This is a genomic window from Bacillus sp. FJAT-44742 (assembly GCF_002797315.1).
Classification (GTDB): domain Bacteria; phylum Bacillota; class Bacilli; order Bacillales; family Marinococcaceae; genus Thalassorhabdus; species Thalassorhabdus alkalitolerans.
On sequence record NZ_KZ454937.1, the window covers coordinates 69,744 to 94,263 of the forward strand.

Here is a 24,520-nt window from a genome sequence, read left to right on the forward strand (position 1 = left end):
AAGTGAAGAAACAACCAATACTTCAGGTTGACAACATTAAAAAAAGTTTTGGGGGATTAAATATCCTCAAAGATATATCCTTTGATGTGAACAAAGGAGAAAGAATTGGAATCATCGGTCCAAATGGGGCAGGAAAAACAACATTTTTTAATTTGCTGACAGGGGACTTAACTCCCACTGAGGGGGGGATTTTTTATCAAGGAAAAGATATTACTCGGGAGCCGAATTTCAAGCGAGCCCGCAGAGGTATTGTTCGTACCTTTCAGAAAAATAACCTTCTCAATGACCTTTCCATACTAGAAAACTTGCTGCTTGTCTTGCAAAGAAAACACGGTATGGAAAAGATATGGTATAAAATTAGGAAAAATAGTTCTTACAAGGCATTATATCAAGAAGCAGAAGATCTGTTGAAAACGTGGGGGTTGTACCCTCAAAGGAATATCGTGGTAAAGAACCTTTCGTATGGGGAACAGCGTCAAATAGAAATTTTACTTGGTGTAGCTACAGATCCTTCGATGTTGTTATTAGATGAGCCAACTGCCGGCATGTCACAATCAGAAACGGATTATATCGTGAGTTTATTAAAAGAATTACCGCAAGATATCACCCTTATGATTATTGAACATGATTTAGAGGTGGTGTTTGGAATGTCGGATCGGATGCTTGTGTTGTTTGATGGTCATATTCTTATCGACGATACCCCAGAAGTTGTAAGAGAGGATCCACAAGTAAACGAAATTTACATTGGTAGTGAAGAAGGAGTGGTTTAATGCTTAAGGTAGAAGGTCTTCACGCTTTTTATGGGGAAAGTCATATTTTACATGACCTGACGATGGAAGTAAGTGAAGGAAAAGTATGTGCTATTTTAGGAAGAAACGGCATGGGGAAAACCACCACGATTCATTCAATTATGGGACTGGTCCCTGTCAGAAAAGGTGTGATCACACTCAACGGCAAAGATATTTCTTCGGCTCAAAGTTTTCAAATATCCAAAGCTGGGGTAGGGTTGGTCCCTCAGGGACGGAGGATTTTTCCAAATCTAACGGTAAAAGAAAACCTTATGACGACCCAAAGAAACTCAGATAAAGGATGGACGTTAGAAAAGATATATGATTTATTTCCAAGGCTTGCAGAAAGACAGTATTCTATGGGTGGGAACTTAAGCGGTGGGGAACAACAAATGCTTTCTATTGGAAGAGCTCTGATGACAAATCCTGATCTGCTGCTCCTTGATGAACCTTCTGAAGGGTTATCACCGTTAATGGTCCGTGAAGTAAGTTCCATTATTAAACGTTTGAAAAAAGAAGGGCTCACCATGCTTTTAGTAGAACAAAACCTGGCAATGGCCAAGGAGATAGCAGATTACGTGTATATTCTTAATAAAGGGACAGTAGTGTTTGAGGGACCGTCAGAAACGTTTGATGATAAAGTAAAGCAAAAGCATTTAGCCTTAAGTTCTTAATATATCCCATGAGATCTTTTGAAGCAGAACCATAGGTCTGTGCCGACTACAAACACGGCATAGACCTTTTTCCGTTGCTTACTCTTTGGTGGAGCATCACCAGAGACAAAATAAATGGCCCCCCACGTGTAACCGAAGGTTAACACGTGGGGGGCAGGGCAAGATACAACTTTGTTTTGTATTTTTATTTTGCATGAGCAGCAGACGCAAAAGGAGTATCCGCTACTTTTATTGATTCTGTAGGACAGCCTTCTTCGGCATCTAATAGGTCGTCTTCTAACTCGTCACTTACTTCAGTGATTCCTTTGTTGGCATCTAAGATTGCTTCAGCCAGTCCTTCATCATCATAATCAAATAAGTCGGGAGCACTTGCTCCACATGCCCCACATGCAATACATGTATCCTTGTCAACTATAGTATATTTACTCATACGATTACCTCCTCATTTTTAATAGGTTTTTACCTTTATGAAAATATACTTGTACTATGAAGCGGTTGAACTTTGGCTTCAGGATCAATAAATGATTTTGCGTTATTGACGGCTGTAGGAGCTTCACCAAAACCAGTTGCTATTAATTTGACTTTTCCGTCGTAGGTGCAAATGTCCCCTGCTGCATACACTCCTGGAATGTTTGTTTCCATTTTTGAGTTTACAACAATAGAGTTCTTTTCAATTTCTAACCCCCATTCTTTCATGGGTCCGAGGGAAGACAAAAAGCCAAAATTAACAATGACATCATCAACCTCCACATACTCTTTGTTATCTTCCATCTTGCTATGGCGCAATACAGTTTCTTTAATGCAGTCGTTATCGCCATGAAAACAGTCAGGAACATATGGCGTCTTTATATCAACATTGCTGTTAAATAATTGTTCTACACTAAATTCGTGTGCTCGGAATTTATCACGCCGATGAACGAGTGTTACTTTTTTTGCTAGTGGTTCCAGCATTAGTGCCCAGTCCACCGCCGAGTCACCTCCACCAAAAACTAACACATTTTTTCCTTTAAATTTGCTTAGATCATCAATGAAGTAGTGCAAATTCTTTCCCTCATATTGTACCGCGTTTTCCAAATCGATTTTTCTCGGACTGAACGCTCCGTTGCCAGCAGTTAAAATCACCGATTTTGTATAGTGTTCTCCCTGGTTGGTTACAAGCTTAATCGTTTTGTCTTCTTGAACGGTTAGTTCTTCTACCATTTCCCCTAAACAAACGGTTGGATCAAAATAGTTAGCTTGTTCAGTCAGCTGATCAATAAGATCTTGAGCTTTTACTTTTGGGAAACCAGCTATATCATAGATATATTTTTCCGGATATAGCGCAGAAAGCTGTCCTCCGAGGTGAGGTAAACTTTCAAGAATTTTGACTGACATTTGGCGCATTCCGGCGTAGAAAGCTGTAAATAACCCGACAGGACCTCCACCTATAATGGTAATATCGTGAATCTCTTCTTTGGCCATAACATGGTCCCCCTTCAATTTTATTACGTTTATTTAACTATCGTATTATATAAATAATATAATTTCTTCCTAAAAGGATGTCAAGGTAATTATCTGAATATTATCAGGGGATTTTTCCTTATTCCCTTGCATAAAGACGTTTATAAGTAAGTTTTTTTATTGGTCGTCAGAAAAGTGAAAAAATTAAATAAAAAGAGAAAACAAGAGAAAAAACCATGAAAACGGAAAATAATCTCTTGTAAACGCTTAATTTGTGTGGTTGTAAAATTGGTATCGTCTCTGTTACATTATGTTTAAGCAACGAAGAAAATAAAATAATAATAAAAACGGAAAGGATGAATCAAGAATGAGTACTACACAAACAGAAAAACAAAATCTAACGGTTGTAAAAAAAGATAACGGAATTGCTGAGGTTCATATTCATGTCAACAAATCCAACTCGTATGACCTGGAGTATTATAAAGAGCTAAATGCTGCAATTGACGAGATTCGCTTTGACAGTGACATTAAAGTGGCTATTTTAATGAGTGACATGCCGAAGTTCTTCTCCGCTGGTGCGGATGTTAGCTTCTTAAAGTCCGCAGAACCGCGTTTTAAAACCCAATTCTGCTTGTTCTGTAATGAAACACTTGATAAGATTGCCCGTTCTCCTCAAATCTGGATTGCCTGCTTGGAAGGGCATACCGTAGGAGGAGGCCTGGAAATGGCTCTCGCTTGCGACCTTCGCTTTATGGGAGATCAATCAGGAAAGATCGGCCTTCCGGAAATCAGTCTTGGCGTTCTGGCAGGAACAGGCGGAACCCAGCGTCTTCTTCGCCAGGTAGGTCATTCCAAAGCGTTGGATTTAAATATCACAGGAGACACATTAACTCCGCAGGAAGCCCTGGATATCAACCTGGTGGACAAAGTGTTCCCTCAAGATGAAACACGGGCAAAAACGTTGGAGTATGCTGAAAAAGTGGCGGGCAACGCTACTTATGCAGCGTCCAACATCAAGCTTTCCATCATGAATGGAAAAGAAATGCCTCTTAACGTAGCGATTCGCTATGAAGGAGAGCTTCAGAATCTATTGTTCCGTTCAGAAGACGCTCAAGAAGGTCTCAGCTCTTTCTTAGAAAAAAGAGAAGCTAACTGGAGCGGGAAATAAAGAAATATAAGATACACATTTGGCGGTATCGGTCTTCCGATATCGCCATTTCAAAATGGCAAAGGAAATGATCTAAATAAGAAAAGGGGGCCAAGAACATTGAAGGAAAAAGTTCAAACATTAAATGAAGCCATCAATCTTCATATAAGTGATGGAGACTCCGTAGTAATGGGGGCATGTTTAGAACCCATGATTCCCTTTGCTGCAGCCCATGAGATAGTTCGCCAGGACAAAAGAGAATTAACGCTCATCGCACCGATTTCAGATATTCTGTTTGATATGTTAATCGGAGCAGGGAAAGTAAATAAAATTACTGGCGCCTGGGCAGGGAATGTGAGTGCCGGTCTGGGACATAATTATCGCCGCGCGATTGAAGAGGATACTCCTGTTTCTATTAAGGTCGACGATCATAGTAACTTTTCCCTTGGTCTTTCACTTCTTGCAGGTTCAATGGGAGTTCCTTTTCTTCCTACTCGTTCATTGTTAGGGACGGGGCTCTTAGAGAGTAACGATGCTTTAAAAGTGGAGGAATATGAGGGAGAAAAACTAGTATTTGTTCCTTCTTTAACACCGGATGTAGCTGTTTTAGGAGTACAGCGGGCCGACAAACATGGAAATGCCCATTTATGGGGCAACACAGGTGTTGCCCAGGAAGCTGCGATGGCAAGCAAAAAAGTAATTTTACTAGCGGAAGAAATTGTGGATTCAGCTGAGATAGAAAGTGATCCCAACCGTGTACTCGTTCCGGGATTTAAAGTAACTTCTGTTGTTGAATGCAAAGCTTTTTCCCATCCTTCCCCCATGCAGGGATATTATCAGCGTGATCACGAATTTTTTCATGACTACCACAAACAGACAAAAACTCGTGAAGGCTTCTTACAATGGCTAGAACAATATGTAACAGGTGTAAATTCACACCAAGAATACTTACAAAAAGTCGGTTATGAGAACATTGAACAATTAAAAATAAAAAGCAAGAGGTTGGCCGCACCGGTAAACTATGCTTCGGAGTAGGGGGGATGGAAATGAATTATTCGACAGGTGAACTAATGGTGGTTGCAGCAGCACGTGAAATTCAGGATGAAGAGGTTGTTTTTGTTGGTATGAGATTACCTATGCTTGCTTTTGCTGTAGCAAAACGCACCCATGCTCCTAACGCTGTTGGATTTTATGAGTGTGGGATTGTGAGGGATTTTCCTTCTGAAACCCTACTGTACACGATGGGTGATACTCCAAATATAGAAGGGGCCCAGTGGTGCACGTCTACTAATCATCTCATGTATCTGATGCAGCAAGGAAATGTAGACTGTGGATTTATCGGAGGAGCAGAGGTCGATCGGTTTGGCAACATTAACACGTCTTATATTGGAGACTACCAGAGTCCGAAAGTGAAGCTTCCAGGAAGTGGCGGAGCTGCTGACATCGCTGCTTTGTCTCATCGGCTTTCTATAATCATGAATCATGAAAAACGTAGATTCAAAGAAAAGGTTGATTATATCACCTCTCCTGGAGCAGGTGATGGAGGAGAATGGAGGGAATCCCAAGGCCTTCCCCGTGGTGGAGTTGGGGCACTCATTTCAACCTTAGGAGTATTGAGACCAGGGGAGAACAACGAGCTGGAACTATCGACTGTGCATCCAGGTGTTACCGTAGAGAAGGTAATAGAAAACACAGGATGGGATGTAAAGGTCTCTTCTAAGTTAGAAGAAACCCCTCCCCCTTTAAAAGAAGAGCTTGAGGTGATTCGTTCGATAGACCCGAAAGGATTTTGGACGGGACAGTGAGGAGGCATACACATTGAGAAGCAATAAAGTAGACTTTCTCATAAACTGGGGAGATACGGATATGGCGGGGATTGTTTATTATCCAAATTACTTTAAATGGTTTGACATTTCCGGTCACCAATTTTTCAGAAGTTGCAGCCTGTCTCCTAGCATACTAGAGGAAGAAAGAGACATTATTCTACCTATGATTGATGCACGATGTACCTTTGAAAAGCCTTTATATTACGATGATATCATTACAATCATTACCACAGCAGAAGAAATCAATAATAAAACAATTAAATTGTCTCACGAAGTGTTTCGAAAGGAAGAGCGTACGGGCTATGGGTATGAACTAAGAGGATGGGTAAAGAAGCAAACGGAAGATGGAATTAAGGCAGTACCGATTCCCAAAGATGTCCGCAAGATATTAGAAGAAGAGGTTTCCACCACTTCTCAAACTTTAAAACCCCATTTTAATGCATAATATAAAATCTCCCTCTATAATTGGAATATATAAAATATGATATGAAATGGTGGTAACGATGAAACCAAGAGCATTAATGTTTACCTTGTATGGAGAGTATGTTCAATATTATGGAGGAGAGATTTGGGTAGGAAGCCTTATACAAATGATGAAACGGTTTGGTGTATCCGAATCTTCTGTTCGTGGAGCAATCCTTCGAATGGTGCAAAAGAATTTAATGGAGGTCCGGAAAATTGGTAACAAAAGTTACTATTCTTTTACTCCTCAAGGAAAGCGCCAAATCGATGAAGGGGTCAAAAGAGTGTACGGCATTCGCCGCTCAACCTGGGATGGACAATGGCGAATTTTAACGTATTCTTTTCCAGAAGCAAAGCGGGAAATCAGAAATGAAATACGTAAGGAGCTCACATGGACGGGGTTTGGTCCTATTTCCAACAGCACTTGGATTAGTCCTAATCCAATTGAGGATCAGGTTATTGAATTAATGGAAAGGTTTCAAATAGAGGAGCATATGACTCTGTTCAGTTCTTCTAGTGTGGTCTCTCATGATGATCAAAATATCATAGACAGAGCCTGGGATTGGGAGCAACTTTCGAAAGCCTATGAAGGGTTTATTGAGCAGTATTCCAAGAAATTTGAGGTTCTGCGTGAAAAAGCCTTAACAAACACTTTAACGGATGAAGAAAGTTTTAAAGAACGAACAACGATTGTCCATGAATATCGAAAGTTTTTATTCCAGGACCCTAGTTTTCCGACAGATCTTCTACCTAGCACATGGAAAGGGACAGAGGCGAGAGAATTATTTTGGAATATACATCAGCTCATTTCGATTCCTGCGATTCGATATTTTGAATCACTTTTTGAACATGCTCCCGATAGTACAGCAGAACCACAAAGGGATAAAGCCATTAACCCGTTTGACAAGGTCTATGTATAAAAGACCCTAGTCTAATTACAAACCAGGGGGATTTATATGGGTAAAGTAGCGTATCAAAAGGAAGGTCATTTAGGTGTGGTCACATTAAATCGGCCAGAACAGTTAAATTGTTTTGACTATGAAACATTAAAAGAGTGTGAAGAAATCGTAGAAGCGATTAGCATGGATAGAGATGTAAGAGCCGTTATTTTTACTGGGGCAGGAGAGAAAGCCTTCAGTGCTGGAGCTGATTTAAAGGAAAGACGAACATTAACCGAAAAAGAAGTACGCAGAAATGTGAGAAAAATAAGAGAGGTTTTTACGGCGATTGAAGAATTACCCCAGCCAACGATTGCAGCTATCAATGGTTATGCTTTGGGTGGAGGATTAGAGCTGGCTTTGGCCTGTGATTTTCGGTATGCCTCCCAAACCGCAAAGCTTGGTTTAACGGAAGTCAGCTGGGCGATCATACCAGGTGCTGGAGGAACACAGCGGCTGACTCGTCTGGTTGGTATCTCGAAGGCAAAGGAATTGATTTTAACCGCAAGACGAATTGAGGCTGCACAAGCGGAGAAAATAGGGCTTGTAAATAAAGTGACAGAGCCAGATAAGCTTCTGGAGGAAGCCATAGAGTTGGCAGATGAAATGATGAAAAATGGTCCCTTGGCTGTGATTCAAGCAAAGCATGCCATTAATCACGGAAGTAATACGGACATTCATACCGGGCTTGCTATTGAGGCAAAAGCCTATGAAGTTATCATTCCAACCGAAGACCGTCTGGAAGCCTTAGACGCCTTTAAGGAAAAAAGGACGGCCAACTTTAATGGAAGGTAAAAGGGAGGGCGTATGTTCACAAACAACAAAGTCACGCAACTCTTAGGAATTCAATACCCCATTATTGAGGGTGGGATGGCACACATTGGCGACGGACAGCTGGCGGCAGCTGTGACGAATGCAGGTGGATTAGGGCAAGTTGCTGTATCTGGATTTTCCCCGAAAAAATTTCAAGAAGAAATAAACATAGCAACGAGTCTGACTAAAGGCTCGCTAGGGGTAAATATTCCTATAAGTAATTTTTTTAACACAAAGGATTACTTTTCAGTGATAGAACAGGAGAAAGATAAGATCAAAGCTGTCAGCTTATCTTCAGGAGATCCACGTCCTCACATTCCGGTATTAAAGGAAATGGGGTTTCGTGTATTAGTAGTAGTAGGTTCCGTTCAGCATGCACTAAAGGCAGAGGAAGCAGGAGCGGATATCGTTATTTGTGAAGGATTTGAAGCAGGAGGAAGAAACAGCCCTCTTGAATTAACACTTTTTTCTTTAATACCAGCCATTGAAGACAAACTTTCGATTCCTGTAGTAGCTGCCGGCGGGATCTCTTCTGGTAAAGGGATACTAGGGGCCCTTGCCCTAGGTGCCGAAGGGGTTCAAATCGGCACGCGGTTTATTGCTACTATCGAGTCACGCGCCCACGACTCCTACAAACAGGAGCTAGTTCTATCAAATGAGGAATCAACAACGGTAGTAGAAAGAAGTATTGGTGGAATTAATAGAGTTATTAAGAGTGAGTTTGTGGAGAAAATCAAGCAGGTAGAAGAAGATCAAAGCTCATTCCAGGAGCTTTATCCGTATATCAACGGGCAGCGCAACCGAATGGCAGCAATCGATGGAATATTGTCAGAGGGGTGGGTGCATGCTGGCCAGGGCACAGCATTAATTTCTAACGTAGATACTACCAAAAATGTGATAGATGAAATGGTTCAAAAAACAGTAGAAGCTTTTGAGCAAATGGAAGAAAAAATGAAAGCGATAACAAACAAATAAGGGGGAAATCTAGGTGGCTTTTCAAACGATTAAAGTAAGCATAGAAGACCACATTGCTTCAATTACATTGGCACGTGAGCCTGTAAATATTTTGAATATTCAAATGATGAAAGAGATATCAGAGGCTCTTGAAATCGTAATAAGCCGTAACGACCTGAACGCTTTAGTCATCCGAGCAGAGGGAAAAGCTTTTTCTGCAGGAGTAGCCATAGAGGATCACGTAGGGGAATTGGCAGAGCCGATGATCCACGCATTTCATAAATTGTTTCATCAGCTGTCTAAGGTACCGATTCCAACCATAGGTGTGGTCGAGGGAGCAGCGATAGGAGGAGGCTGTGAAGTGGCTTCTTTTTGTGATATTACTGTAGCTTCAAGGTCATCAAAATTTGGTCAGCCTGAGATTAACTTGGGATTATTCCCACCGGTTTCTGCCGCATACTTTCCGTGGCTTATGGGCTACAATTTGACCATGGAGCTCTTGCTTACCGGGCGTACATTAAAAGCGGAAGAAGCCAAAGAGTACGGGTTAATCAACACTGTAGTCAGTGAGGAAGAAGTAGAATCATATGTCCATGAACTCTTAGAATCGATGAAAGCCAAAAGTCGGGAAGCGCTAAAATTAACGAAAAAAGCAGTCCGCACCTCTATGGCTGTTTCTATTACAGGTGCCATCAGTGAGGTAGAGCAAATTTACTTGCAAGAACTTATGAAGACAAACGATGCGAAAGAGGGACTTTCTTCTTTTATGGAAAAAAGGGAGCCTGTCTGGTCGCACGCATAGGAGGGTGAAGGATGGAAGTTCACAAAATCGAAGGAGAAGGGTATCGGATCGGAATTCCCGTGCCCTTCCCTATGAAATATGTATATTGTTATCTGTTTCCTAAGGCAGATCATTACATTTTAATAGATGCGGGCTTTAACTATCCAAAGGCAAGAGACACATGGGAAGAAGTATTTCAATATCTTTCCATCGACCCTAAGCTGATACAAGAGATTTATATTACTCATTTCCATCCTGATCATTCAGGGCTTGCAGGGTGGATGCAAGAAAAGACGGGAGCAAGGGTCTACATGCATGACTTAGACTGCCAAATGTTTCAAAGAGTTTGGGGGAAAGGGAGTCAACAGGCTACCACTGTACAATCCATGATCGAAAGTCATGGTGTCCCACTTATGCTTTCTAAAGAAATTGAGGAGCATATGGAAAAGATGAAAACCAATGTTCTTCCTTTACCTGAGATTGAACCGCTCCCTCAGAAGCCTTATTTTGCTGGTCGAGAGTGGGACATCATTCATACGCCAGGCCACAGTGATGGTTTAGTTTGTTTTTATGATTCGGCCGAAGAAATCCTGATCTCATCAGATTTTATTCTTGACCCCATTACACCAAATATTAGTGTCTGGCCTGGGGCCAGACAGCATCCACTGCACGATTACATTGCATCCTTAAAGAAAATAATGGAGGTAACTGTCAAAGTAGCCTACACCGCGCATGGAGAAGTCCTTTATCATGTTAAGGAGCGGGCGGAGGCACTCATCTACCATCATGAAAAACGCCTGGAAAAAATAAAGGAGCTCGCTGCGAATAAAACGGCGTATGAAATTGCTTCAGATCTCTTTCAGCATAGAGAACTAAACCCCCATCAGTGGCGATTTGCTATGGCAGAAACGATCGCTCACTTAAATTACCTAGAAAAAGAACGGAAGTTAGAAAAACATAATATAGGTAAGCTGATATTCTACAATCAAATACAGCCTTCTTCCAGTATGATATAAAATCACAGAGCATAGTCTCTGTGATTTTTTTGTAATAAATGAGAATTTCCACCAAAAGTGCTTGCTACCCAAAGGGGAAAGGCTTTGCAGGATACAATCACCACTCTAACCAAGACTGTGGGAAACATGAAAATACTTTTTAATCTATCGTTAAAAAAACGTAATGAATATATTGACTTTCCCTCTTGGGTAGTTTATATTATTAATTAAATACGATAATTTAAAAAACATAATAAGATGCGAAGGGGGCTTCTTCATGAGTCAGGCCGAAATGCTAATGGAAAAAGTACAGGATGGTTTTATGGTAGAACGTAGTGAAGATATGAATGAGGAGTATTTGAAAGCGCTTAAACAAACATTGACCATTGTAGGAGATACAGAATTACTGAGTGTGCCTCCGTTATTAACTGTCTATAATGAAGCACCTAATCTTAACTACAAAATTACAGCTTTGGCTGTTATGCAGGATGAAATCGGTCATGCTCATATTGCGTACCGATTGCTTGAAGCTTTAGGAGAAGACACGGAAAGCTTGTTGTATGAGCGACCAGCTAACCGCTGGAAAAATCCATATGCCTTTGACTTTAAGCTGAATAATTGGATTGAACTAGGAGTATTTAATGGTCTGTTTGATCGGGCAGGATATACCCTCCTTGGAGATGCCTACCAAAGTACGTCCTATGGACCTTGGAAAAGAGCATTAGTGAAAGTAGATAAAGAGGAATTGTTTCACCTTCGCAATGGCGAAATTATCATGAAAGCCGGTATGAAAAAGCCAGAAACCGCGAAGCAGGTGCAAGAAGCAGTCGATTGGATGTTTCTCATGGCCTTAGAGTTTTTTGGAGTAGCAGACAACTTAAAGAGTCGATCCGCTCAGCTGGATTATAAATTGAAGGGAAGCACAAACGACGAGCTTCGCCAACGGTGGTTATCCACCGCCGTGCCGTTTTGTGAATCGATCGGCGTAAAGGTTCCAGCTCATTATGATGAAGAACAAGAGAAATACGTTCTTGATGTTCCGTTCCCCTGTAAGTTTGATGTAGAGAACAGGAAATGGCTTTATGATCAGCCGGATACATGGGATGGAGTTATCCAGCGTTTCAAAAAGAGAGGACCCCAAAATGAAGAGTTTGTGAATCGCATTCAAAAAGGCGCCAAAGAATTAGAACAAATGCGCCAGGAGGAGGCTATATAGCCATGAGTACAGCGATCAATAACCAATCCACTGAGCAATATTGGCAGGCCCTTCGAGAAGTCATGGATCCAGAGTTCCCTATTAGTGTGGTTGACATGGGACTGATCCGAAAAATTGAAACAAAGGGCAGTACAGTAGTGGTAACCATGACGTATACTTCTACCGGATGTGCATGCATGACTTGGATTGAAAGTGATATCACAGAGAGACTTTTACAAGAAAAAAATATTGATGAAGTAAGCATCCACGTGGTTTGGGATCCACCTTGGACCGTCCACGACATGACGGAAGAGGGAAGAAATAAAATGAAACATTGGGGGGTAAGTTCATGAGCTCCACATTACCACAGAATGAAGACTATCTATTATTCACCAGAATTAAGCGAGGTGACGACTTGGTGGAAGTAGGGTCCTTGCGGGCAACCAGTGATGAATTAGCAAAGCTTTATGCAAAGCAAATATATGATGAAGAAGATTGGGTGGAAATGCAAGTAGTAAAAAAATCTAACCTTCTCCCTGTCATTCTTCCGGAGCCATTATTTGAAAAGGAAGGTGTGAAATAAATGACAGAAAACGAAATCAGAAAAATTGCAGAGCTGGCCGAGACCATTGCTGATAATAAATTTATTATGGGCGACAAGCTTGTAGAAATTGGCGTCAGTGGTCCAAATTTAGAAGCTTCTCTTTCCTCTATTTCGATGGCTCAAGGAGAGTTAGGCCATGCTCGTCTGATCTACCGCTGGGCACATGAGGTGCAAGGACAGCGTGGAGGGAAGGACGTGAAAAGTCAAACCGGCAAAGCATTTGAGCAGATTGTCCAGGCATCAAATTGGGTTGAGTTAATTGCCGGCTTCTATGTAAATAATGTAGCCATTGATCTTGTCATGAAAGAGCTTATGAAAGGAAACGGAAACGAACTCAAGGCTCCGTTCAGTAAGATGCTAAACGAACAATATGACCATCTGGTTTACTCAAAAGATTGGTCTCATCAGCTCTTGCAAGATACAGGCTCCATTCCAGGTAGGTTCAAACAAGAGGTAGACAAAGCAATGAAAGAGGCAGTTGCTTGGCTCTCAACTATCGAGAAGGACAGTGATCTCATAAGCAGTGGAGCGATTTCTCCTCAAAGCAATTTATCAAGTGAATGTAAGGAAATTGTTGAAGAGTTGCCCTTAGACAGGAATGTTTCTTATGCTGGCTGATCCAAAGAATAGCGAAGCTGGCGTTACGTGTTCTTTCTGTTCATCAGGAAAGGTGGAAAAGATTGCACCATTTGGTACAGCCCAGCTCGTTCGACAATACTACTGTCATCATTGTCAATCGGTTTTTGAATACATTCGCTGGCAAAAGAAATCTAACAATGGATAAAGGGTGTCCTATACTATGGAAAAGATTAACAATGTAGCCGTCATAGGGTCAGGCACCATGGGGGCAGGTATTGCGCAAGTAGCGGTACAGCATGGTTTTACCACTGTTTTATATGATATTGAAGAGGATCAGGTGAAACAGGCTAAACATTCGATCTTCAAACGGTTAGACCGTTTAGTGGAAAAAGGAAAAATCTCAGAAGATCAAAGGGATTCTGCCAAAAACCTATTGTTTCTTACTACAAACATAGAAGAAGTGGGGCAGGTAGATCTAGTGATTGAAGCAGCACCAGAAAAAATAGAAATTAAACATTCAATTTTTGAGAAATTAGAAGCCGTTTGTTCCTCGACTGCTGTGTTGGCGTCTAATACGTCTTCCTTATCCATTACGGAAATTTCAGGAAGAAGAGATCATCCAAACAGGGTAGCAGGCCTTCATTTTTTTAACCCTGCCCCGTTAATGCCTCTCGTTGAAGTGATCAAAGGGATGCATACTTCTGAAGAGGTGATAGAAACCTTACGTGCTTTTGCTGTTCAGTTAAATAAGACACCGGTGTTTTGTAAGGATACACCAGGATTTATTGTTAACAGAGTAGCACGGCCTTTTTATAATGAAGCTTTGCGTATGGCCCAGGACCAGGTGGCATCTGTAGAACAAATTGACAAAATAATGCGAAATATCGGTGGGTTTAAGATGGGGCCATTTGAATTACAAGATTTAATAGGCATTGATATTAACTATGCTACCACTACAACGGTTTATGATAGTTTTTCTGGGGAAAGCCGGTTTCGTCCAAGTTCTCTTCAAAAGCGGATGGTGCAAGGAGGACGGCTTGGAAGAAAGACAGAAGGGGGCTTTTATGAGTATAAACCAATGTAACATCAGTATTATTGGGGAAAACAATATCGCTCGTTCCTTCTTTACTATCATGAACCGTAAAGAAGGGATAGAGGTAGCTAGAAACGATAAAGACAAGTTAGCTTCCGCTCATCTAGTGATTGAAACTCACAACATGGAGCAAGGAGAAAAGAAAAAAGCCATTCGTTATATTGATGAACATGCGCCTGCAGGTGCCACTGTACTTACGACATCTATGCAATGGACGGCAACGGAGATTGCTTCCTGGAGTTCCTACCCTGAAAGGGTCATTGGGTTTGGAGCGTTTGCAGATGCTGAGGAGGCACCGGCCATTGAAGCTGCACCAGCATTACAAACAGACCCGGCTCATATGACCGGTGTCCAGACCCTTTTTCAATCAGTAGGAAAAGAAGTTGAATGGGTGGATGATGAAGTTGGGCTGGTGTACCCCAGAATCCTAGCCATGATCATTAATGAAGCAGCATTTGCCTTGATGGAAAATACTGCTTCCGCAGAAGATATTGATCTGGCAATGAAAAAGGGAACCAACTACCCTGCGGGACCCCTGGAATGGGCTGAAAAGGTAGGAATTGATAATGTGTTTGCCGTGTTAAATGGATTGCACCGTCAACTGGGAGAGGAAAGGTATCGGCCAGCTTCCTTGATAAAAAAACTGGTTTACGCAGGGTGGGTAGGAGAAGAAACGGAAAAGGGATTTTATCACTATGAGAACCGTTTATCGAAGGAGTTAATACGATGAGAGACCCAGTCATAATTGATGCAGTAAGAACTCCAATCGGGAGAGTGAACGGCGCCTTGTCCACTGTTCGTCCAGATGACCTCGCCGGGCACGTGATCAGGGAGCTTATGAAAAGGGTCGATATAGATCCAAATGACATCGATGATGTATTGATGGGTTGTGCCAACCAAGGTGGCGAAGACAACCGGAATGTTGCTCGGATGGGGTTGTTACTTGCCGGGCTTCCAACCACTGTGCCGGGTGTTACAGTTAATCGACTCTGCGGCTCAGGGTTAGAAGCGATAAACCAATCGAGTTCTAGCGTAAAAGCTGACCAAGGGGATGTTTTTATTGCTGGAGGTACCGAAAGCATGTCCCGGGCTCCATATGTCATGATGAAGCCCCACGTAACAGGAGCCAGAGGTAATCAGACGTTGTATGACACCACCATTGGATGGCGGTTGGTTAACCCTGAACTGGCAAAGGAGTATCCACCTATCAGCTTAGGGGAAACCGCTGAAAATGTGGGTGTGAAATACAATATTTCGCGTGAAGAACAGGATGAAATGGCTCTCCACAGTCAGAAAAAGGCAGTACGGGCGATGGAAAGCAATCGGTTTGAGGAAGAAATCGTTCCCTATCAAGTCCCTCAACGTAAAGGAGCTCCGGTTTTATTTGAAAAAGATGAACACCCTCGCCCTGAAGCATCTTTGGAAGGCTTAAAGTCGCTTAAGGGAGCATTTAAGAAAGGCGGCACCGTAACAGCTGGCAACTCCTCAGGCATCAATGATGGGGCGAGCGCTCTCCTGATCATGGAAAAAGAAAGGGCCGAGCAACTTGGCTTACAACCCATGGCCCGGATTGTAACCTCAGCGGTTGCAGGAGTAGACCCCTCTTATATGGGAATTGGACCGATTCCAGCTACCCAAAAGGCATTAAAACGAGCTGGTTTGACCACTAAAGACATCGACCTTGCCGAATTGAATGAAGCCTTTGCCGCGCAAGCGTTGGCATGCATCAAAGAATTAGAGCTGGATCCCGACATTGTAAACGTGAATGGAGGAGCCATTGCACTTGGACACCCACTGGGATGCAGCGGAGCACGAATCATGACGACCCTTGTTCATGAAATGCAGAAGAGAGACTGCAGATATGGTCTGGCAAGTATGTGCATTGGTGTAGGACAAGGCATATCAACCATTGTAGAAAAAATATAAGGAGGAATTTATATGACAGATACGACAACAAAGCCTAAAGTGATCAAAGAAAAATACCAGTTATTGATTAATGGAGAGTACACAGATGGCAGTCAAGGAGAGTTTTTTGACACTTATAACCCGGCGACAGAAGAAACATTATCCAAGGTGGCGAAGGCTTCGAAAGAAGATGTAGATAAGGCCGTTGAGGCTGCAAGAAAAGCGTTTGAATCAGGTAAATGGCCTAGACAGACAACAGCGAAGAGAGCAAGGCTGTTGAACAAGATCGCATCAATTATGCGTAGTCGATTTAACGAATTAGTGGAAGCGGAAGTGTTAAACAGCGGGAAAACAGTGGCTGCCGCACAAGGGCAAATTACCCAGGCTATTGAAGACTTTGAATTCTATGCAGGCACCCTATCAACATTTGGAGGCCGAACCAACCCTATGCCAAACGGCTTTTTCAACTATACACAAAAAGAACCGGTAGGGGTATGTGCACAAATTCTCCCATGGAACTACCCGCTTATGATGGCGGCATGGAAAATAGCTCCGGCCCTAGCCGCAGGATGCACCATCGTGTTAAAGCCAGCGAGCTATACTCCAATTACTGCATACATGCTTGCTGATATTTGTTATGAAGCTGGGCTCCCTGAGGGTGTGTTAAACGTTGTGACGGGAAGCGGCTCTGAAATTGGCCCCTATTTAACAGAGCATCCTGACGTAGACAAAGTAGCCTTTACGGGTGAAACAGATACGGGGAAAGATATCATGTCAAGAGCGTCGGAAACACTCAAGCGTGTGACGTTGGAGTTAGGCGGAAAATCACCAAGCATTGTATGTGATGATTGTGACCTAGAAGGAGCGGTAGATGGTTCCCTGTTCGGGATCTTCTATAATACGGGTCAATCCTGTGAAGCTCGTTCCCGAGTTTTTATTCATGAAGATATTTATGACCAATTTGTAGAGAGATTTATCGAAAAAGCAAAGAAACTTAAAGTAGGTGACCCATTTAATAAAGAAACCCATATGGGAGCCTTAATTTCTAAGGGGCATGAAGAAACCGTTGATAACTATGTGAAGATTGCCAAAGAAGAAGGTGGAGAAGTGCTCTATGGGGGACAGCGTCCCGAAGGAGAGGAATTTGAAAAAGGTCACTGGTATATGCCGACAGTCATTGGCAATGTAACAAATGATATGCGGATTGCCCAAGAAGAAGTGTTTGGTCCTGTGGTTGTGTTTATGAAATTCAAAGATGAAAAAGAAGTGCTGAAACGTGCAAATGATTCTATCTTTGGCCTGGGGTCGGCCGTTTGGACAAAAGACAATGGCAAAGCTCACCGAATTGCCTCTGGTTTACGAGCAGGAATTGTAATGGTGAATAACCCGATCTCTGCTTTCCCAGGAGCACCGTTTGGCGGCTATAAACAATCGGGATTTGGAAGAGAACTCAGTCTCGAGGCATTAGATCTATACTCAGAAACAAAGAGTGTGGTCTCCTACGTAGGGGAAAAACCGTTAAATATTTTCGGAATTTGACGAATAATCGGTATATTATTTTACGACAAAATATTTTATTATATTAAAGGAGGAGTACAAATGAGTACTACACAAACAGAAAAACAAAATCTTACAGTGGTAAAAAAGGATAATGGGATTGCTGAGGTTCACATTCATGTCAATAAATCAAATTCATACAACCTGGATTATTATGAAGAGCTAAATGCTGCAATTGACGAGATTCGCTTTGACAGTGACATAAAAGTGGTCATTTTAATGAGTGATATGCCGAAGTTCTTCTCCGCTGGTGCGGATGTTAGCTTCTTAAAATCCGCAGATCCGCGCTTTAAAACCCAGTTCTGCTTGTTCTGTAATGAAACGCTTGATAAGATTGCCCGTTCTCCTCAAATCTGGATTGCCTGCTTGGAAGGGCATACCGTAGGAGGAGGCTTGGAAATGGCTCTCGCTTGCGACCTTCGCTTTATGGGAGATCAAGCAGGAAAGATCGGTCTTCCAGAAATCAGCCTTGGCGTTCTGGCAGGAACAGGCGGAACCCAGCGCCTACTTCGCCAGGTAGGACATTCCAAAGCGTTGGACTTAAATATCACCGGAGACACTTTAACTCCGCAGGAAGCCCTGGATATCAACCTGGTGGACAAAGTGTTCCCTCAAGAGGAAACACGGGCAAAAACGGTAGAGTATGCAGAGAAAGTAGCAGGAAGTGCTACTTATGCAGCGTCCAACATCAAGCTTTCCATTATGAATGGAAAAGAAATGCCTCTTAACGTAGCGGTTCGTTATGAAGGGGAGCTTCAAAACCTATTGTTCCGTTCAGAAGACGCTCAGGAAGGTCTCAGCTCTTTCTTAGAAAAACGAGAAGCCAACTGGAGTGGGAAATAAACGGTTCACCAAGGACTTGGAAAGTTTTGGGGGTTAGGTATTAGTTGCTTAACCCCCTTTTTTCTAAGAAAAAGTGTATCCGTTTACATAATAAAGAAGGAGGGAGAAAATGATTGAATCTGTGGAGCACGTAAGAGGAATTAAGGCACCGTACAATGCTTCCGTTAGATTTGTCGATGAGAATGTAGCCAAAGGGAATGGTAGCAAAGAAGCTATTATTTGTGGGGAAGAGATCCTGACTTATCAAGAAGTTTCTGATTTGATGAACAAGTTTGGAAACGCGTTAAAAAATATTAACGTGGAAGAAGAAAACAGGATTCTAGTGGCTACCTATGATTCACCTGAGTTTGTCACTGCTTTTTTTGGTTCTCTCAAAATCGGCGCGGTTCCCATTCCAGTAAATACAATGATGCAGCCTCACGATTATGAGTACTTTCTTAATCATAGTCGTGCGAAAGTTTTTGTCGTGCATGAGGAAATATGGGAAAAGGTAAAAGAGTACAAGCATCGCTTCCTTTTTTTAAAGCATGTGATTGTCATTGGAGAAAACGAATCGAACAAAACGGACGTGATAGATTATCATAGTTTTATTGAAAATGCTTCCAAGACCTTGAAAGAAGCTCATACGATTGCTGAAGACACAGCTTTTTGGCTTTACAGTTCTGGAAGTACAGGGAATCCAAAAGGTGTGATTCATCGCCAACAGAGTATGGAGGCAGCCTTTGAAAACTATGCTAAAAATATTCTAAATATTCACGAAAATGACCGTACTTTTTCTGCTTCCAAGCTATTCTTCGCTTATGGGCTTGGGAATGGAATGTATTTTCCTTTTGCTGCAGGAGGTACCACCATTTTGCTGAAGGAAAGACCTACACCAGCTAAAGTATTTGAAGTCATTGAAGAAAAGAAACCGACGATTTTCTTTGGCGTCCCTACGTTATACGGAGCGATGATGCGGTACGCTGAAGAGATTGGAAGACCTCTTGATTTATCTTCTATTCGAGTTTGTGTGTCGGCAGGTGAAGCTTTGCCGGCGTCGTATGCAAAAAAATGGAAAGAAATGTTTGGATTGGAGATTCTAGATGGTATAGGCTCAACCGAAGCCTTGCACATTTTTCTGTCAAACCGAATGAACGAGGTGCAACCTGGCAGCACGGGCAAAGTTGTACCAGGGTATGAAGCCAAAGTCATAAATGAGGAAGGAAAACAGCTTCCTCCGAATGAAATTGGTGATCTTGTCATAAAAGGAGAAAGCATTACCTCAGGATATTGGTGTAATTTATCTGAAAATCATCAAAAATTCCAAGGGGAATGGATGAAGACCGGGGATAAATATTATCAGGATGAAAAGGGGTATTTCTGGTACTGTGGCCGCTCCGATGACATGTTAAAGGTTGGAGGCATATGGGTCTCTCCTATAGAAATTGAAACAAGCTTACTACAGAGGGAAGATATCGAAGAAGTAGCGGTCATTGGAGAAAAGAACAAGGAAAACCTTGTATACCCTAAAGCCTATATTGTTTTGAGGGAAAAAGAAAAAGCAAGCGAGGAGTTAAAAGAGACATTGAAACTTTATGTAAAACAAAACTTGGCTCCTTATAAATATCCAAGAGAAATTGAATTTATAGACGATTTGCCTAAAACAGCAACCGGGAAGATTCAGAGATTTAAATTAAAAACGAATTAGATGACAGTCTGCTACAAAGAGAGTACATGAGACTCCTGTTAGCGTAAGCCCGAAAGGATGAATAACGTTGTGAAGCGCGCAGTCATTAAAGGTGTAGGGGCCTACGTCCCAGAGAAAGTTTTAACAAATAAAGACTTAGAAGAACTGATGGATACCTCCGATGAGTGGATTACGACAAGGACAGGGATCCATGAGAGAAGAATCATCGGAGAAGAGGAAGATACTTCTTTCTTAGGGTATCAAGCGAGTCTACAAGCTTTAAAAGATGCACATTTGAAGGCCGAGGATATTGACATGCTGATCGTCGCTACAGAAACCCCCGACCATATGTTTCCTCCTGTGGCTGTGCGACTTCAACATTTACTGAAGTGCAGACAAATCGGTGCCTTTGATATTCATAGCACCTGTGTAGGCTTTTTAACGGCTTTGCAGACAGCAGAACAGTATATAAAGATGGGGAAAGTAAAACATGTGCTAGTGGTTGGAGCAGATGCGCTTTCAAAAATTGTTGATTACTCCGATCGTTCTACAGCTATTTTGTTTGCCGATGGTGCCGGGGCATTCATTGTCTCAGCTGAGGAATCAGATGAAAGTCGTGGAATCATTGATTCTACTATTCATTCCGACGGACAACATTATTATGATCTCTATGTCGAGAGCGGTGGTTCTAAAGAATCTCCTCAAATTGTTATGAACGGGAACAAAATTTTTAAGTTGGCTGTATCGGCCATGTCCCAAAATGTCAAAATGATAACCGAGCAAAACAACTTGCTCCTTAATGAAGTAGACTGGCTGATCCCTCATCAAGCAAATCAGAGGATCATCGATGCAGTGGGGCGAAATCTAGAATTTCCAGAGAAAAAAGTAATCAGTACCATTAAGTACTTTGGCAACAATTCGGCGGCAACCATCCCCTTGGCTTTTACTACAGCACTCCAAGATGGAAGAATTAACAAAGGAGACACTATAGTTATGACAGCCTTTGGCGGTGGGTTAATTTGGGGAACTGTGTTATTGCAGTATTAAACAATTTTATTCTAAATAGATAGTAACCCCTGTTAAAAAGCAGACAGGGGTTACTTTTTCATATATCTTAGGGAGTTCTTCATTTTTGACTCGGAAAACAAGGAGGATATTTCATGACGTTTAATGAGAGAGAAGCCATTCACATACGGGTGAAGCAAATTTACGAAGAAAGGCAGAAACTACAAGAGGAGTATAAGGAATTATTTAATCGTTTGAGAGAACTTGATAAAAATCTACCAGAGGGAAAACCAGAAGTGTCAGTGGCTAATACAGAAAAAGAATTAGATAAGGGAACTTTCCTTACTGCCACAGATAATATGGCCAAGGAAGTCAATGAAGACCCAACGACTTCTGAACAGTATGACAAGAGGTTAAGCGAATTGGAGGCATTTCTGGAACAAGAAAAAGGATAAGCGGTCACCCATTTATTCTTTTTTTCGACGGTAAGTTCTGGTGCCTCTTTGTTTAAGGAGGAAACGGTAGAATTGGCTCAAGACCTGGTCAAGGAGTATACTCCAGCAGAGGTAGCTAACGATACAGGTGGTTATGTTTCTCTCATTCAGCATTTGCCGAATAAAAAAGAGTTCTTACATCAATTAATGAATTCAACTCTTCAACAAGAAATCAAGGAAAAATTTCCTTGCGATATTCAAAGCGATCAGAAAGAATACCCACTTATAAAGAAGATCAGCTCAATGGAGCATGTAACCTCCTTCCCTGGGATTACGAAAGAAAAACTCTATATTGACCATTTACACCAAACAGTGTACACCGAGAATGTTCACCTATCCTTAGAAGCGTTTTATCCGTTTATTCGTCAATGCGTAACTCAAAGTGGAGAAATCATTGCCAAACGGAAGAATCCTAAGCAGCCCATTCAATCCGTTAAGCCATATAAACCAAAGGGAAATAACCTAAAAACGAAAAGATAAAAACTATATATTGTTTTTACTAAATAGTGCTATAGTGTACCTTTTGTTAAAAGTAATGAACGAATGTTCTAAACTAGGTGTTTGGGACCGAGATCTTTTTTTGGGAACATCACAGCATGGTACTACTTTGATTCTAAGTCTTCAAAAATACTATAGAGGTACCCAATTTCTCCTGAGAGAGTGTGCAAGGTTTATCAATGCAAGAATATGAAAAAATGCCCTGGATGAACGACATCCAGGGTTTACTTATGAATATTGCAACAATATATCTTGTGGGGTGAAAGCGTGATTGCAAAGTGTGCTTCAATGTTTTCTTTTAGTTTGGATTATCTTGGCTGGATTTATCTGTTTTATAATTTGTTCTGTTTTCTTTGTTTTTAGATCTTTAAGTCTCTTCACTCATTGATCCTCCTCCATGTAGCTAGTTACAAATTTCACCTATGTCTACTACGCTTTGCTTAAAGAAAGCTGCTGCCAAAAAAATGAGTGACACTGTTGCCGTCCGTAGCAACAACAGTGTCGGAGAAGATTGAACAGTTTAAGAATGATATTTCCTCAAGTGAATAAATTTTCCCTAAGGAAACAATTTTAGTGTATAACAAATATCATTATTAATCAATAAAAAACACTCCCTAAAATTCTATATGAAATATATTGTTATATTGTTTTAGTGTTATTTTTTTGATCTCTGCCATCAACTGGGTCCAAAAGCAAAACAATATTTAGTGTTTAGATCTTATAGTGGTGATCAGATGCCTAGGGGCTATGTGAGACTATCATTAATGTTCTAAACTGGTGTTTTGGATCTAAACGTTTATAGATAATAAAGCTATGGATGATTAAATGGGGAATGTAAGGTGGTGTAAACAACCGATTAAGATAGAGGAAAAATAAAGTGTGAAAAAAAAATTCCTTAGTAAATAAAAAAAGCCCCTTCTTATGTACAAAGAAAGGACATTGGGAGGGAAAAGACGGTTATTTTAATATATTCCCCGTATCGAATTTATGTTAAACCTGTTTTTAGATTTTTTTATAAGAATATAACACTCCATATGCTTTACTCCACAGTAGGCGAGATTCTATGTTATCGTAAGGAAGGAAAAAGCAAGGGGGAAAGGAGGTAGTCAATTATGGGATGCTTGCAACCGTTTGATCAAGAAAGAAGTGAAGACGCCGTTAAAAAGGTACCCAATCAAAATAAAAAGACGGAATATTCGGACGTATGTCACATAGAAAAGAGCAATCTGGAATTTCTTGAACTTGCAAATGAAATTAGAAAAAAGGCCGTGGAGAGTCATGATGTTGAGTTGGTGAAGCAAATAGATAAAGACATAAAATTTCTCCTCACTCTAAGGAAAGAAGAAAATGAAAAATAAAAAACAAGGAAGTGATCATTCCTTGCTCTTTGTTAGTAATTTCATAACAATATATCATGTTTGCATTGTTTAATAGAACACCTTCAACGCAATTTCACCACGTTCATTTCTTTGATATGCATGGGGTTAAGGATATAATCATTTTCCGTAACAATGAAATAACCCCCATTGATTCGTTGGGTTGTTGCCTTTTTAATATCGGTATCCGTCTCAAATTGAAGGTCCTGGTTATTTGTGAATTTTACATAGACCGAATATTTTTTCATGTGTTCTCCCCCCTCTCTTGCTATATGACATTCTTATTCAACGTAAGGGGAAATTTTCCTCATTTTCCCTCTTTTCGATGTCCGATCCCATTCGTTATCTCTGTTTTAAAGCTTTGTATGCAAAAGTATGTTTTTGAAACCTCTTCTATAAGGTAATAGATACAACAAATAGGAGTATTACTGGGGGGAGAGGTAGTGGCATTAGAAGAATTATCAGACAAAAAGCTGCTTGAAGCTTATCACTTAGCTCAAGAAGAAAATCTTGAAGAACAATTTGTAGAACTACTAATGATAGAAATAAGAAAACGAGGTCTCCCAGTTTCAAACTCTCTATCAAGTCCATAGCTAGGAAGAGAGAGTGAAATTGTGTGCTCTCTCTTCCTAACCATTCACAAAGAAAGTCTCCGAAAAAATAAATTGGCCTATCAATATATAGTGTTTCTATCTTTTAGTCTTATAGTGTTAACACTAAGGGTATTTCCATCTTCTCCTAAGGCCCCCATTCTTTCTGATAACCTGTTTGTAAAGCAAGTTTCACACTTGCTTTGGGTTCTTTAAAAGAACAATATATAGTGTTCCGGCAATACCCAGGGAACTATAGATGCCTTTTTTAAATAACGGCCTTTTCCTACTAATTAA

Annotated in this window: 30 protein-coding genes; 27 read left to right on the top strand and 3 right to left on the bottom strand. The window is 41.2% G+C overall.

All coding sequences use genetic code 11. The annotated features are described in order from the left end of the window. Positions 1-2 precede the first annotated feature (2 nt). Both CEF17_RS18550 and CEF17_RS18555 read left to right on the top strand, forming a co-directional pair. Positions 3-770, top strand: coding sequence for an ABC transporter ATP-binding protein (locus tag CEF17_RS18550; protein WP_100401011.1), 768 nt, complete (start codon positions 3-5; stop codon positions 768-770). Then, positions 770-1,462, top strand: a complete 693-nt coding sequence (locus CEF17_RS18555) for an ABC transporter ATP-binding protein (protein WP_100401012.1) — start codon at positions 770-772, stop codon at positions 1,460-1,462. Before CEF17_RS18550 ends, CEF17_RS18555 begins: the two co-directional genes overlap by 1 nt. 184 nt (positions 1,463-1,646) lie before the next feature. Here the strand turns inward: CEF17_RS18555 and CEF17_RS18560 are convergent, their stop codons facing one another. Together CEF17_RS18560 and CEF17_RS18565 are read right to left on the bottom strand one after the other, a co-directional pair. Further along, a complete protein-coding gene (locus CEF17_RS18560; RefSeq protein WP_100401013.1) occupies positions 1,647-1,892 on the bottom strand; it encodes a ferredoxin in 246 nt (81 codons plus the stop codon). 35 nt (positions 1,893-1,927) lie between these two features. Continuing rightward, positions 1,928-2,923: an NAD(P)/FAD-dependent oxidoreductase gene (locus CEF17_RS18565; RefSeq protein ID WP_100401014.1), complete on the bottom strand. Its 996-nt coding sequence runs from the start codon at positions 2,921-2,923 to the stop codon at positions 1,928-1,930. A gap of 346 nt (positions 2,924-3,269) precedes the next feature. Between CEF17_RS18565 and CEF17_RS18570 the strand changes: the two genes are divergently transcribed. The 24 genes from CEF17_RS18570 (at position 3,270) to CEF17_RS18680 (ending at position 23,615) form a co-directional block, all read left to right on the top strand. Further along, positions 3,270-4,070, top strand: a complete 801-nt coding sequence (locus tag CEF17_RS18570) for an enoyl-CoA hydratase/isomerase family protein (protein ID WP_100401015.1) — start codon at positions 3,270-3,272, stop codon at positions 4,068-4,070. A gap of 99 nt (positions 4,071-4,169) precedes the next feature. Next, on the top strand, positions 4,170-5,084 hold the full coding sequence (locus CEF17_RS18575) for a CoA transferase subunit A (RefSeq protein WP_100401016.1): 915 nt from the start codon (positions 4,170-4,172) through the stop codon (positions 5,082-5,084). Positions 5,085-5,095: 11 nt separating this feature from the next. Beyond that, positions 5,096-5,854, top strand: a complete 759-nt coding sequence (locus CEF17_RS18580; protein WP_100401017.1) for a CoA-transferase subunit beta — start codon at positions 5,096-5,098, stop codon at positions 5,852-5,854. Between the two features lie 13 nt (positions 5,855-5,867). Continuing rightward, positions 5,868-6,320, top strand: coding sequence for an acyl-CoA thioesterase (locus tag CEF17_RS18585; RefSeq protein ID WP_100401018.1), 453 nt, complete (start codon positions 5,868-5,870; stop codon positions 6,318-6,320). A gap of 58 nt (positions 6,321-6,378) precedes the next feature. After that, the gene (locus tag CEF17_RS18590; RefSeq protein WP_100401019.1) at positions 6,379-7,257 is read left to right on the top strand and encodes a PaaX family transcriptional regulator; all 879 of its coding nucleotides are present in this window, start codon (positions 6,379-6,381) and stop codon (positions 7,255-7,257) included. A gap of 36 nt (positions 7,258-7,293) precedes the next feature. Further along, entirely contained in the window at positions 7,294-8,070 is a 777-nt protein-coding gene (locus CEF17_RS18595; protein ID WP_100401020.1) for an enoyl-CoA hydratase-related protein, read from the top strand. Positions 8,071-8,082: 12 nt separating this feature from the next. Next, positions 8,083-9,063 (top strand): NAD(P)H-dependent flavin oxidoreductase, encoded by a 981-nt coding sequence (locus CEF17_RS18600; RefSeq protein WP_100401021.1) that lies wholly within the window; start codon positions 8,083-8,085, stop codon positions 9,061-9,063. Between the two features lie 13 nt (positions 9,064-9,076). Beyond that, entirely contained in the window at positions 9,077-9,844 is a 768-nt protein-coding gene (locus tag CEF17_RS18605) for an enoyl-CoA hydratase/isomerase family protein (RefSeq protein WP_100401022.1), read from the top strand. Between the two features lie 11 nt (positions 9,845-9,855). Further along, positions 9,856-10,839 (top strand): MBL fold metallo-hydrolase, encoded by a 984-nt coding sequence (locus CEF17_RS18610; RefSeq protein ID WP_100401023.1) that lies wholly within the window; start codon positions 9,856-9,858, stop codon positions 10,837-10,839. A 256-nt stretch (positions 10,840-11,095) separates the two neighbouring features. After that, positions 11,096-12,034, top strand: coding sequence for a Phenylacetic acid catabolic protein (locus tag CEF17_RS18615; protein ID WP_100401024.1), 939 nt, complete (start codon positions 11,096-11,098; stop codon positions 12,032-12,034). 2 nt (positions 12,035-12,036) lie between these two features. Beyond that, positions 12,037-12,366, top strand: coding sequence for a metal-sulfur cluster assembly factor (locus CEF17_RS18620; protein ID WP_198509037.1), 330 nt, complete (start codon positions 12,037-12,039; stop codon positions 12,364-12,366). Further along, positions 12,363-12,596 (top strand): hypothetical protein, encoded by a 234-nt coding sequence (locus tag CEF17_RS18625; protein ID WP_100401025.1) that lies wholly within the window; start codon positions 12,363-12,365, stop codon positions 12,594-12,596. The genes CEF17_RS18620 and CEF17_RS18625 overlap by 4 nt, the downstream gene beginning before the upstream one ends. Further along, positions 12,597-13,235: a Phenylacetic acid catabolic protein gene (locus CEF17_RS18630; RefSeq protein ID WP_100401026.1), complete on the top strand. Its 639-nt coding sequence runs from the start codon at positions 12,597-12,599 to the stop codon at positions 13,233-13,235. Continuing rightward, complete coding sequence (locus CEF17_RS21125) at positions 13,225-13,401, top strand: PaaD-like zinc ribbon domain-containing protein (protein ID WP_198509038.1); 177 nt, start codon at positions 13,225-13,227, stop codon at positions 13,399-13,401. The genes CEF17_RS18630 and CEF17_RS21125 overlap by 11 nt, the downstream gene beginning before the upstream one ends. 15 nt (positions 13,402-13,416) lie before the next feature. Beyond that, the gene (locus CEF17_RS18635) at positions 13,417-14,280 is read left to right on the top strand and encodes a 3-hydroxyacyl-CoA dehydrogenase NAD-binding domain-containing protein (RefSeq protein ID WP_100401027.1); all 864 of its coding nucleotides are present in this window, start codon (positions 13,417-13,419) and stop codon (positions 14,278-14,280) included. Beyond that, the gene (locus CEF17_RS18640) at positions 14,261-15,019 is read left to right on the top strand and encodes a 3-hydroxyacyl-CoA dehydrogenase family protein (protein WP_232725648.1); all 759 of its coding nucleotides are present in this window, start codon (positions 14,261-14,263) and stop codon (positions 15,017-15,019) included. The genes CEF17_RS18635 and CEF17_RS18640 overlap by 20 nt, the downstream gene beginning before the upstream one ends. Further along, positions 15,016-16,215 (top strand): thiolase family protein, encoded by a 1,200-nt coding sequence (locus CEF17_RS18645; protein ID WP_100401028.1) that lies wholly within the window; start codon positions 15,016-15,018, stop codon positions 16,213-16,215. The genes CEF17_RS18640 and CEF17_RS18645 overlap by 4 nt, the downstream gene beginning before the upstream one ends. 12 nt (positions 16,216-16,227) lie before the next feature. Beyond that, positions 16,228-17,733, top strand: a complete 1,506-nt coding sequence (locus CEF17_RS18650) for an aldehyde dehydrogenase family protein (RefSeq protein WP_100401029.1) — start codon at positions 16,228-16,230, stop codon at positions 17,731-17,733. 60 nt (positions 17,734-17,793) lie between these two features. After that, positions 17,794-18,594: an enoyl-CoA hydratase/isomerase family protein gene (locus CEF17_RS18655; RefSeq protein WP_100401030.1), complete on the top strand. Its 801-nt coding sequence runs from the start codon at positions 17,794-17,796 to the stop codon at positions 18,592-18,594. 109 nt (positions 18,595-18,703) lie between these two features. Further along, positions 18,704-20,281 carry a benzoate-CoA ligase family protein gene (locus CEF17_RS18660; protein WP_100401031.1) on the top strand — a complete coding sequence of 526 codons (1,578 nt, stop codon included), beginning with the start codon at positions 18,704-18,706 and terminating at the stop codon, positions 20,279-20,281. Positions 20,282-20,350: 69 nt separating this feature from the next. After that, positions 20,351-21,307 (top strand): beta-ketoacyl-ACP synthase III, encoded by a 957-nt coding sequence (locus CEF17_RS18665; RefSeq protein ID WP_100401032.1) that lies wholly within the window; start codon positions 20,351-20,353, stop codon positions 21,305-21,307. A gap of 113 nt (positions 21,308-21,420) precedes the next feature. Beyond that, entirely contained in the window at positions 21,421-21,720 is a 300-nt protein-coding gene (locus tag CEF17_RS18670) for a hypothetical protein (protein ID WP_100401033.1), read from the top strand. Between the two features lie 72 nt (positions 21,721-21,792). Continuing rightward, positions 21,793-22,239 carry a hypothetical protein gene (locus tag CEF17_RS18675; protein ID WP_100401034.1) on the top strand — a complete coding sequence of 149 codons (447 nt, stop codon included), beginning with the start codon at positions 21,793-21,795 and terminating at the stop codon, positions 22,237-22,239. A gap of 1,130 nt (positions 22,240-23,369) precedes the next feature. Beyond that, positions 23,370-23,615, top strand: coding sequence for a hypothetical protein (locus CEF17_RS18680; protein ID WP_100401035.1), 246 nt, complete (start codon positions 23,370-23,372; stop codon positions 23,613-23,615). Between the two features lie 83 nt (positions 23,616-23,698). Here CEF17_RS18680 and CEF17_RS18685 read toward each other — a convergent pair whose 3' ends face one another. Next, positions 23,699-23,881: a hypothetical protein gene (locus CEF17_RS18685; RefSeq protein ID WP_100401036.1), complete on the bottom strand. Its 183-nt coding sequence runs from the start codon at positions 23,879-23,881 to the stop codon at positions 23,699-23,701. Positions 23,882-24,076: 195 nt separating this feature from the next. Between CEF17_RS18685 and sda the strand changes: the two genes are divergently transcribed. After that, positions 24,077-24,226, top strand: coding sequence for a sporulation histidine kinase inhibitor Sda (gene sda, locus CEF17_RS18690; protein ID WP_100401037.1), 150 nt, complete (start codon positions 24,077-24,079; stop codon positions 24,224-24,226). The last annotated feature ends 294 nt before the right edge of the window (positions 24,227-24,520 follow it).

What these genes read in the sequence shown, in the direction of transcription:
- CEF17_RS18555 (WP_100401012.1), top strand. Translation starts at nt 770, where the DNA reads ATGCTTAAGGTAGAAGGTCTTCACGCTTTTTATGGGGAAAGTCATATT.
- CEF17_RS18560 (WP_100401013.1), bottom strand. Translation starts at nt 1,892, where the DNA reads ATGAGTAAATATACTATAGTTGACAAGGATACATGTATTGCATGTGGG.
- CEF17_RS18565 (WP_100401014.1), bottom strand. Translation starts at nt 2,923, where the DNA reads ATGGCCAAAGAAGAGATTCACGATATTACCATTATAGGTGGAGGTCCT.
- CEF17_RS18570 (WP_100401015.1), top strand. Translation starts at nt 3,270, where the DNA reads ATGAGTACTACACAAACAGAAAAACAAAATCTAACGGTTGTAAAAAAA.
- CEF17_RS18580 (WP_100401017.1), top strand. Translation starts at nt 5,096, where the DNA reads ATGAATTATTCGACAGGTGAACTAATGGTGGTTGCAGCAGCACGTGAA.
- CEF17_RS18590 (WP_100401019.1), top strand. Translation starts at nt 6,379, where the DNA reads ATGAAACCAAGAGCATTAATGTTTACCTTGTATGGAGAGTATGTTCAA.
- CEF17_RS18595 (WP_100401020.1), top strand. Translation starts at nt 7,294, where the DNA reads ATGGGTAAAGTAGCGTATCAAAAGGAAGGTCATTTAGGTGTGGTCACA.
- CEF17_RS18600 (WP_100401021.1), top strand. Translation starts at nt 8,083, where the DNA reads ATGTTCACAAACAACAAAGTCACGCAACTCTTAGGAATTCAATACCCC.
- CEF17_RS18610 (WP_100401023.1), top strand. Translation starts at nt 9,856, where the DNA reads ATGGAAGTTCACAAAATCGAAGGAGAAGGGTATCGGATCGGAATTCCC.
- CEF17_RS18615 (WP_100401024.1), top strand. Translation starts at nt 11,096, where the DNA reads ATGAGTCAGGCCGAAATGCTAATGGAAAAAGTACAGGATGGTTTTATG.
- CEF17_RS18620 (WP_198509037.1), top strand. Translation starts at nt 12,037, where the DNA reads ATGAGTACAGCGATCAATAACCAATCCACTGAGCAATATTGGCAGGCC.
- CEF17_RS18625 (WP_100401025.1), top strand. Translation starts at nt 12,363, where the DNA reads ATGAGCTCCACATTACCACAGAATGAAGACTATCTATTATTCACCAGA.
- CEF17_RS18630 (WP_100401026.1), top strand. Translation starts at nt 12,597, where the DNA reads ATGACAGAAAACGAAATCAGAAAAATTGCAGAGCTGGCCGAGACCATT.
- CEF17_RS21125 (WP_198509038.1), top strand. Translation starts at nt 13,225, where the DNA reads ATGCTGGCTGATCCAAAGAATAGCGAAGCTGGCGTTACGTGTTCTTTC.
- CEF17_RS18635 (WP_100401027.1), top strand. Translation starts at nt 13,417, where the DNA reads ATGGAAAAGATTAACAATGTAGCCGTCATAGGGTCAGGCACCATGGGG.
- CEF17_RS18640 (WP_232725648.1), top strand. Translation starts at nt 14,261, where the DNA reads ATGAGTATAAACCAATGTAACATCAGTATTATTGGGGAAAACAATATC.
- CEF17_RS18645 (WP_100401028.1), top strand. Translation starts at nt 15,016, where the DNA reads ATGAGAGACCCAGTCATAATTGATGCAGTAAGAACTCCAATCGGGAGA.
- CEF17_RS18650 (WP_100401029.1), top strand. Translation starts at nt 16,228, where the DNA reads ATGACAGATACGACAACAAAGCCTAAAGTGATCAAAGAAAAATACCAG.
- CEF17_RS18655 (WP_100401030.1), top strand. Translation starts at nt 17,794, where the DNA reads ATGAGTACTACACAAACAGAAAAACAAAATCTTACAGTGGTAAAAAAG.
- CEF17_RS18660 (WP_100401031.1), top strand. Translation starts at nt 18,704, where the DNA reads ATGATTGAATCTGTGGAGCACGTAAGAGGAATTAAGGCACCGTACAAT.
- CEF17_RS18670 (WP_100401033.1), top strand. Translation starts at nt 21,421, where the DNA reads ATGACGTTTAATGAGAGAGAAGCCATTCACATACGGGTGAAGCAAATT.
- CEF17_RS18680 (WP_100401035.1), top strand. Translation starts at nt 23,370, where the DNA reads ATGGGATGCTTGCAACCGTTTGATCAAGAAAGAAGTGAAGACGCCGTT.
- CEF17_RS18685 (WP_100401036.1), bottom strand. Translation starts at nt 23,881, where the DNA reads ATGAAAAAATATTCGGTCTATGTAAAATTCACAAATAACCAGGACCTT.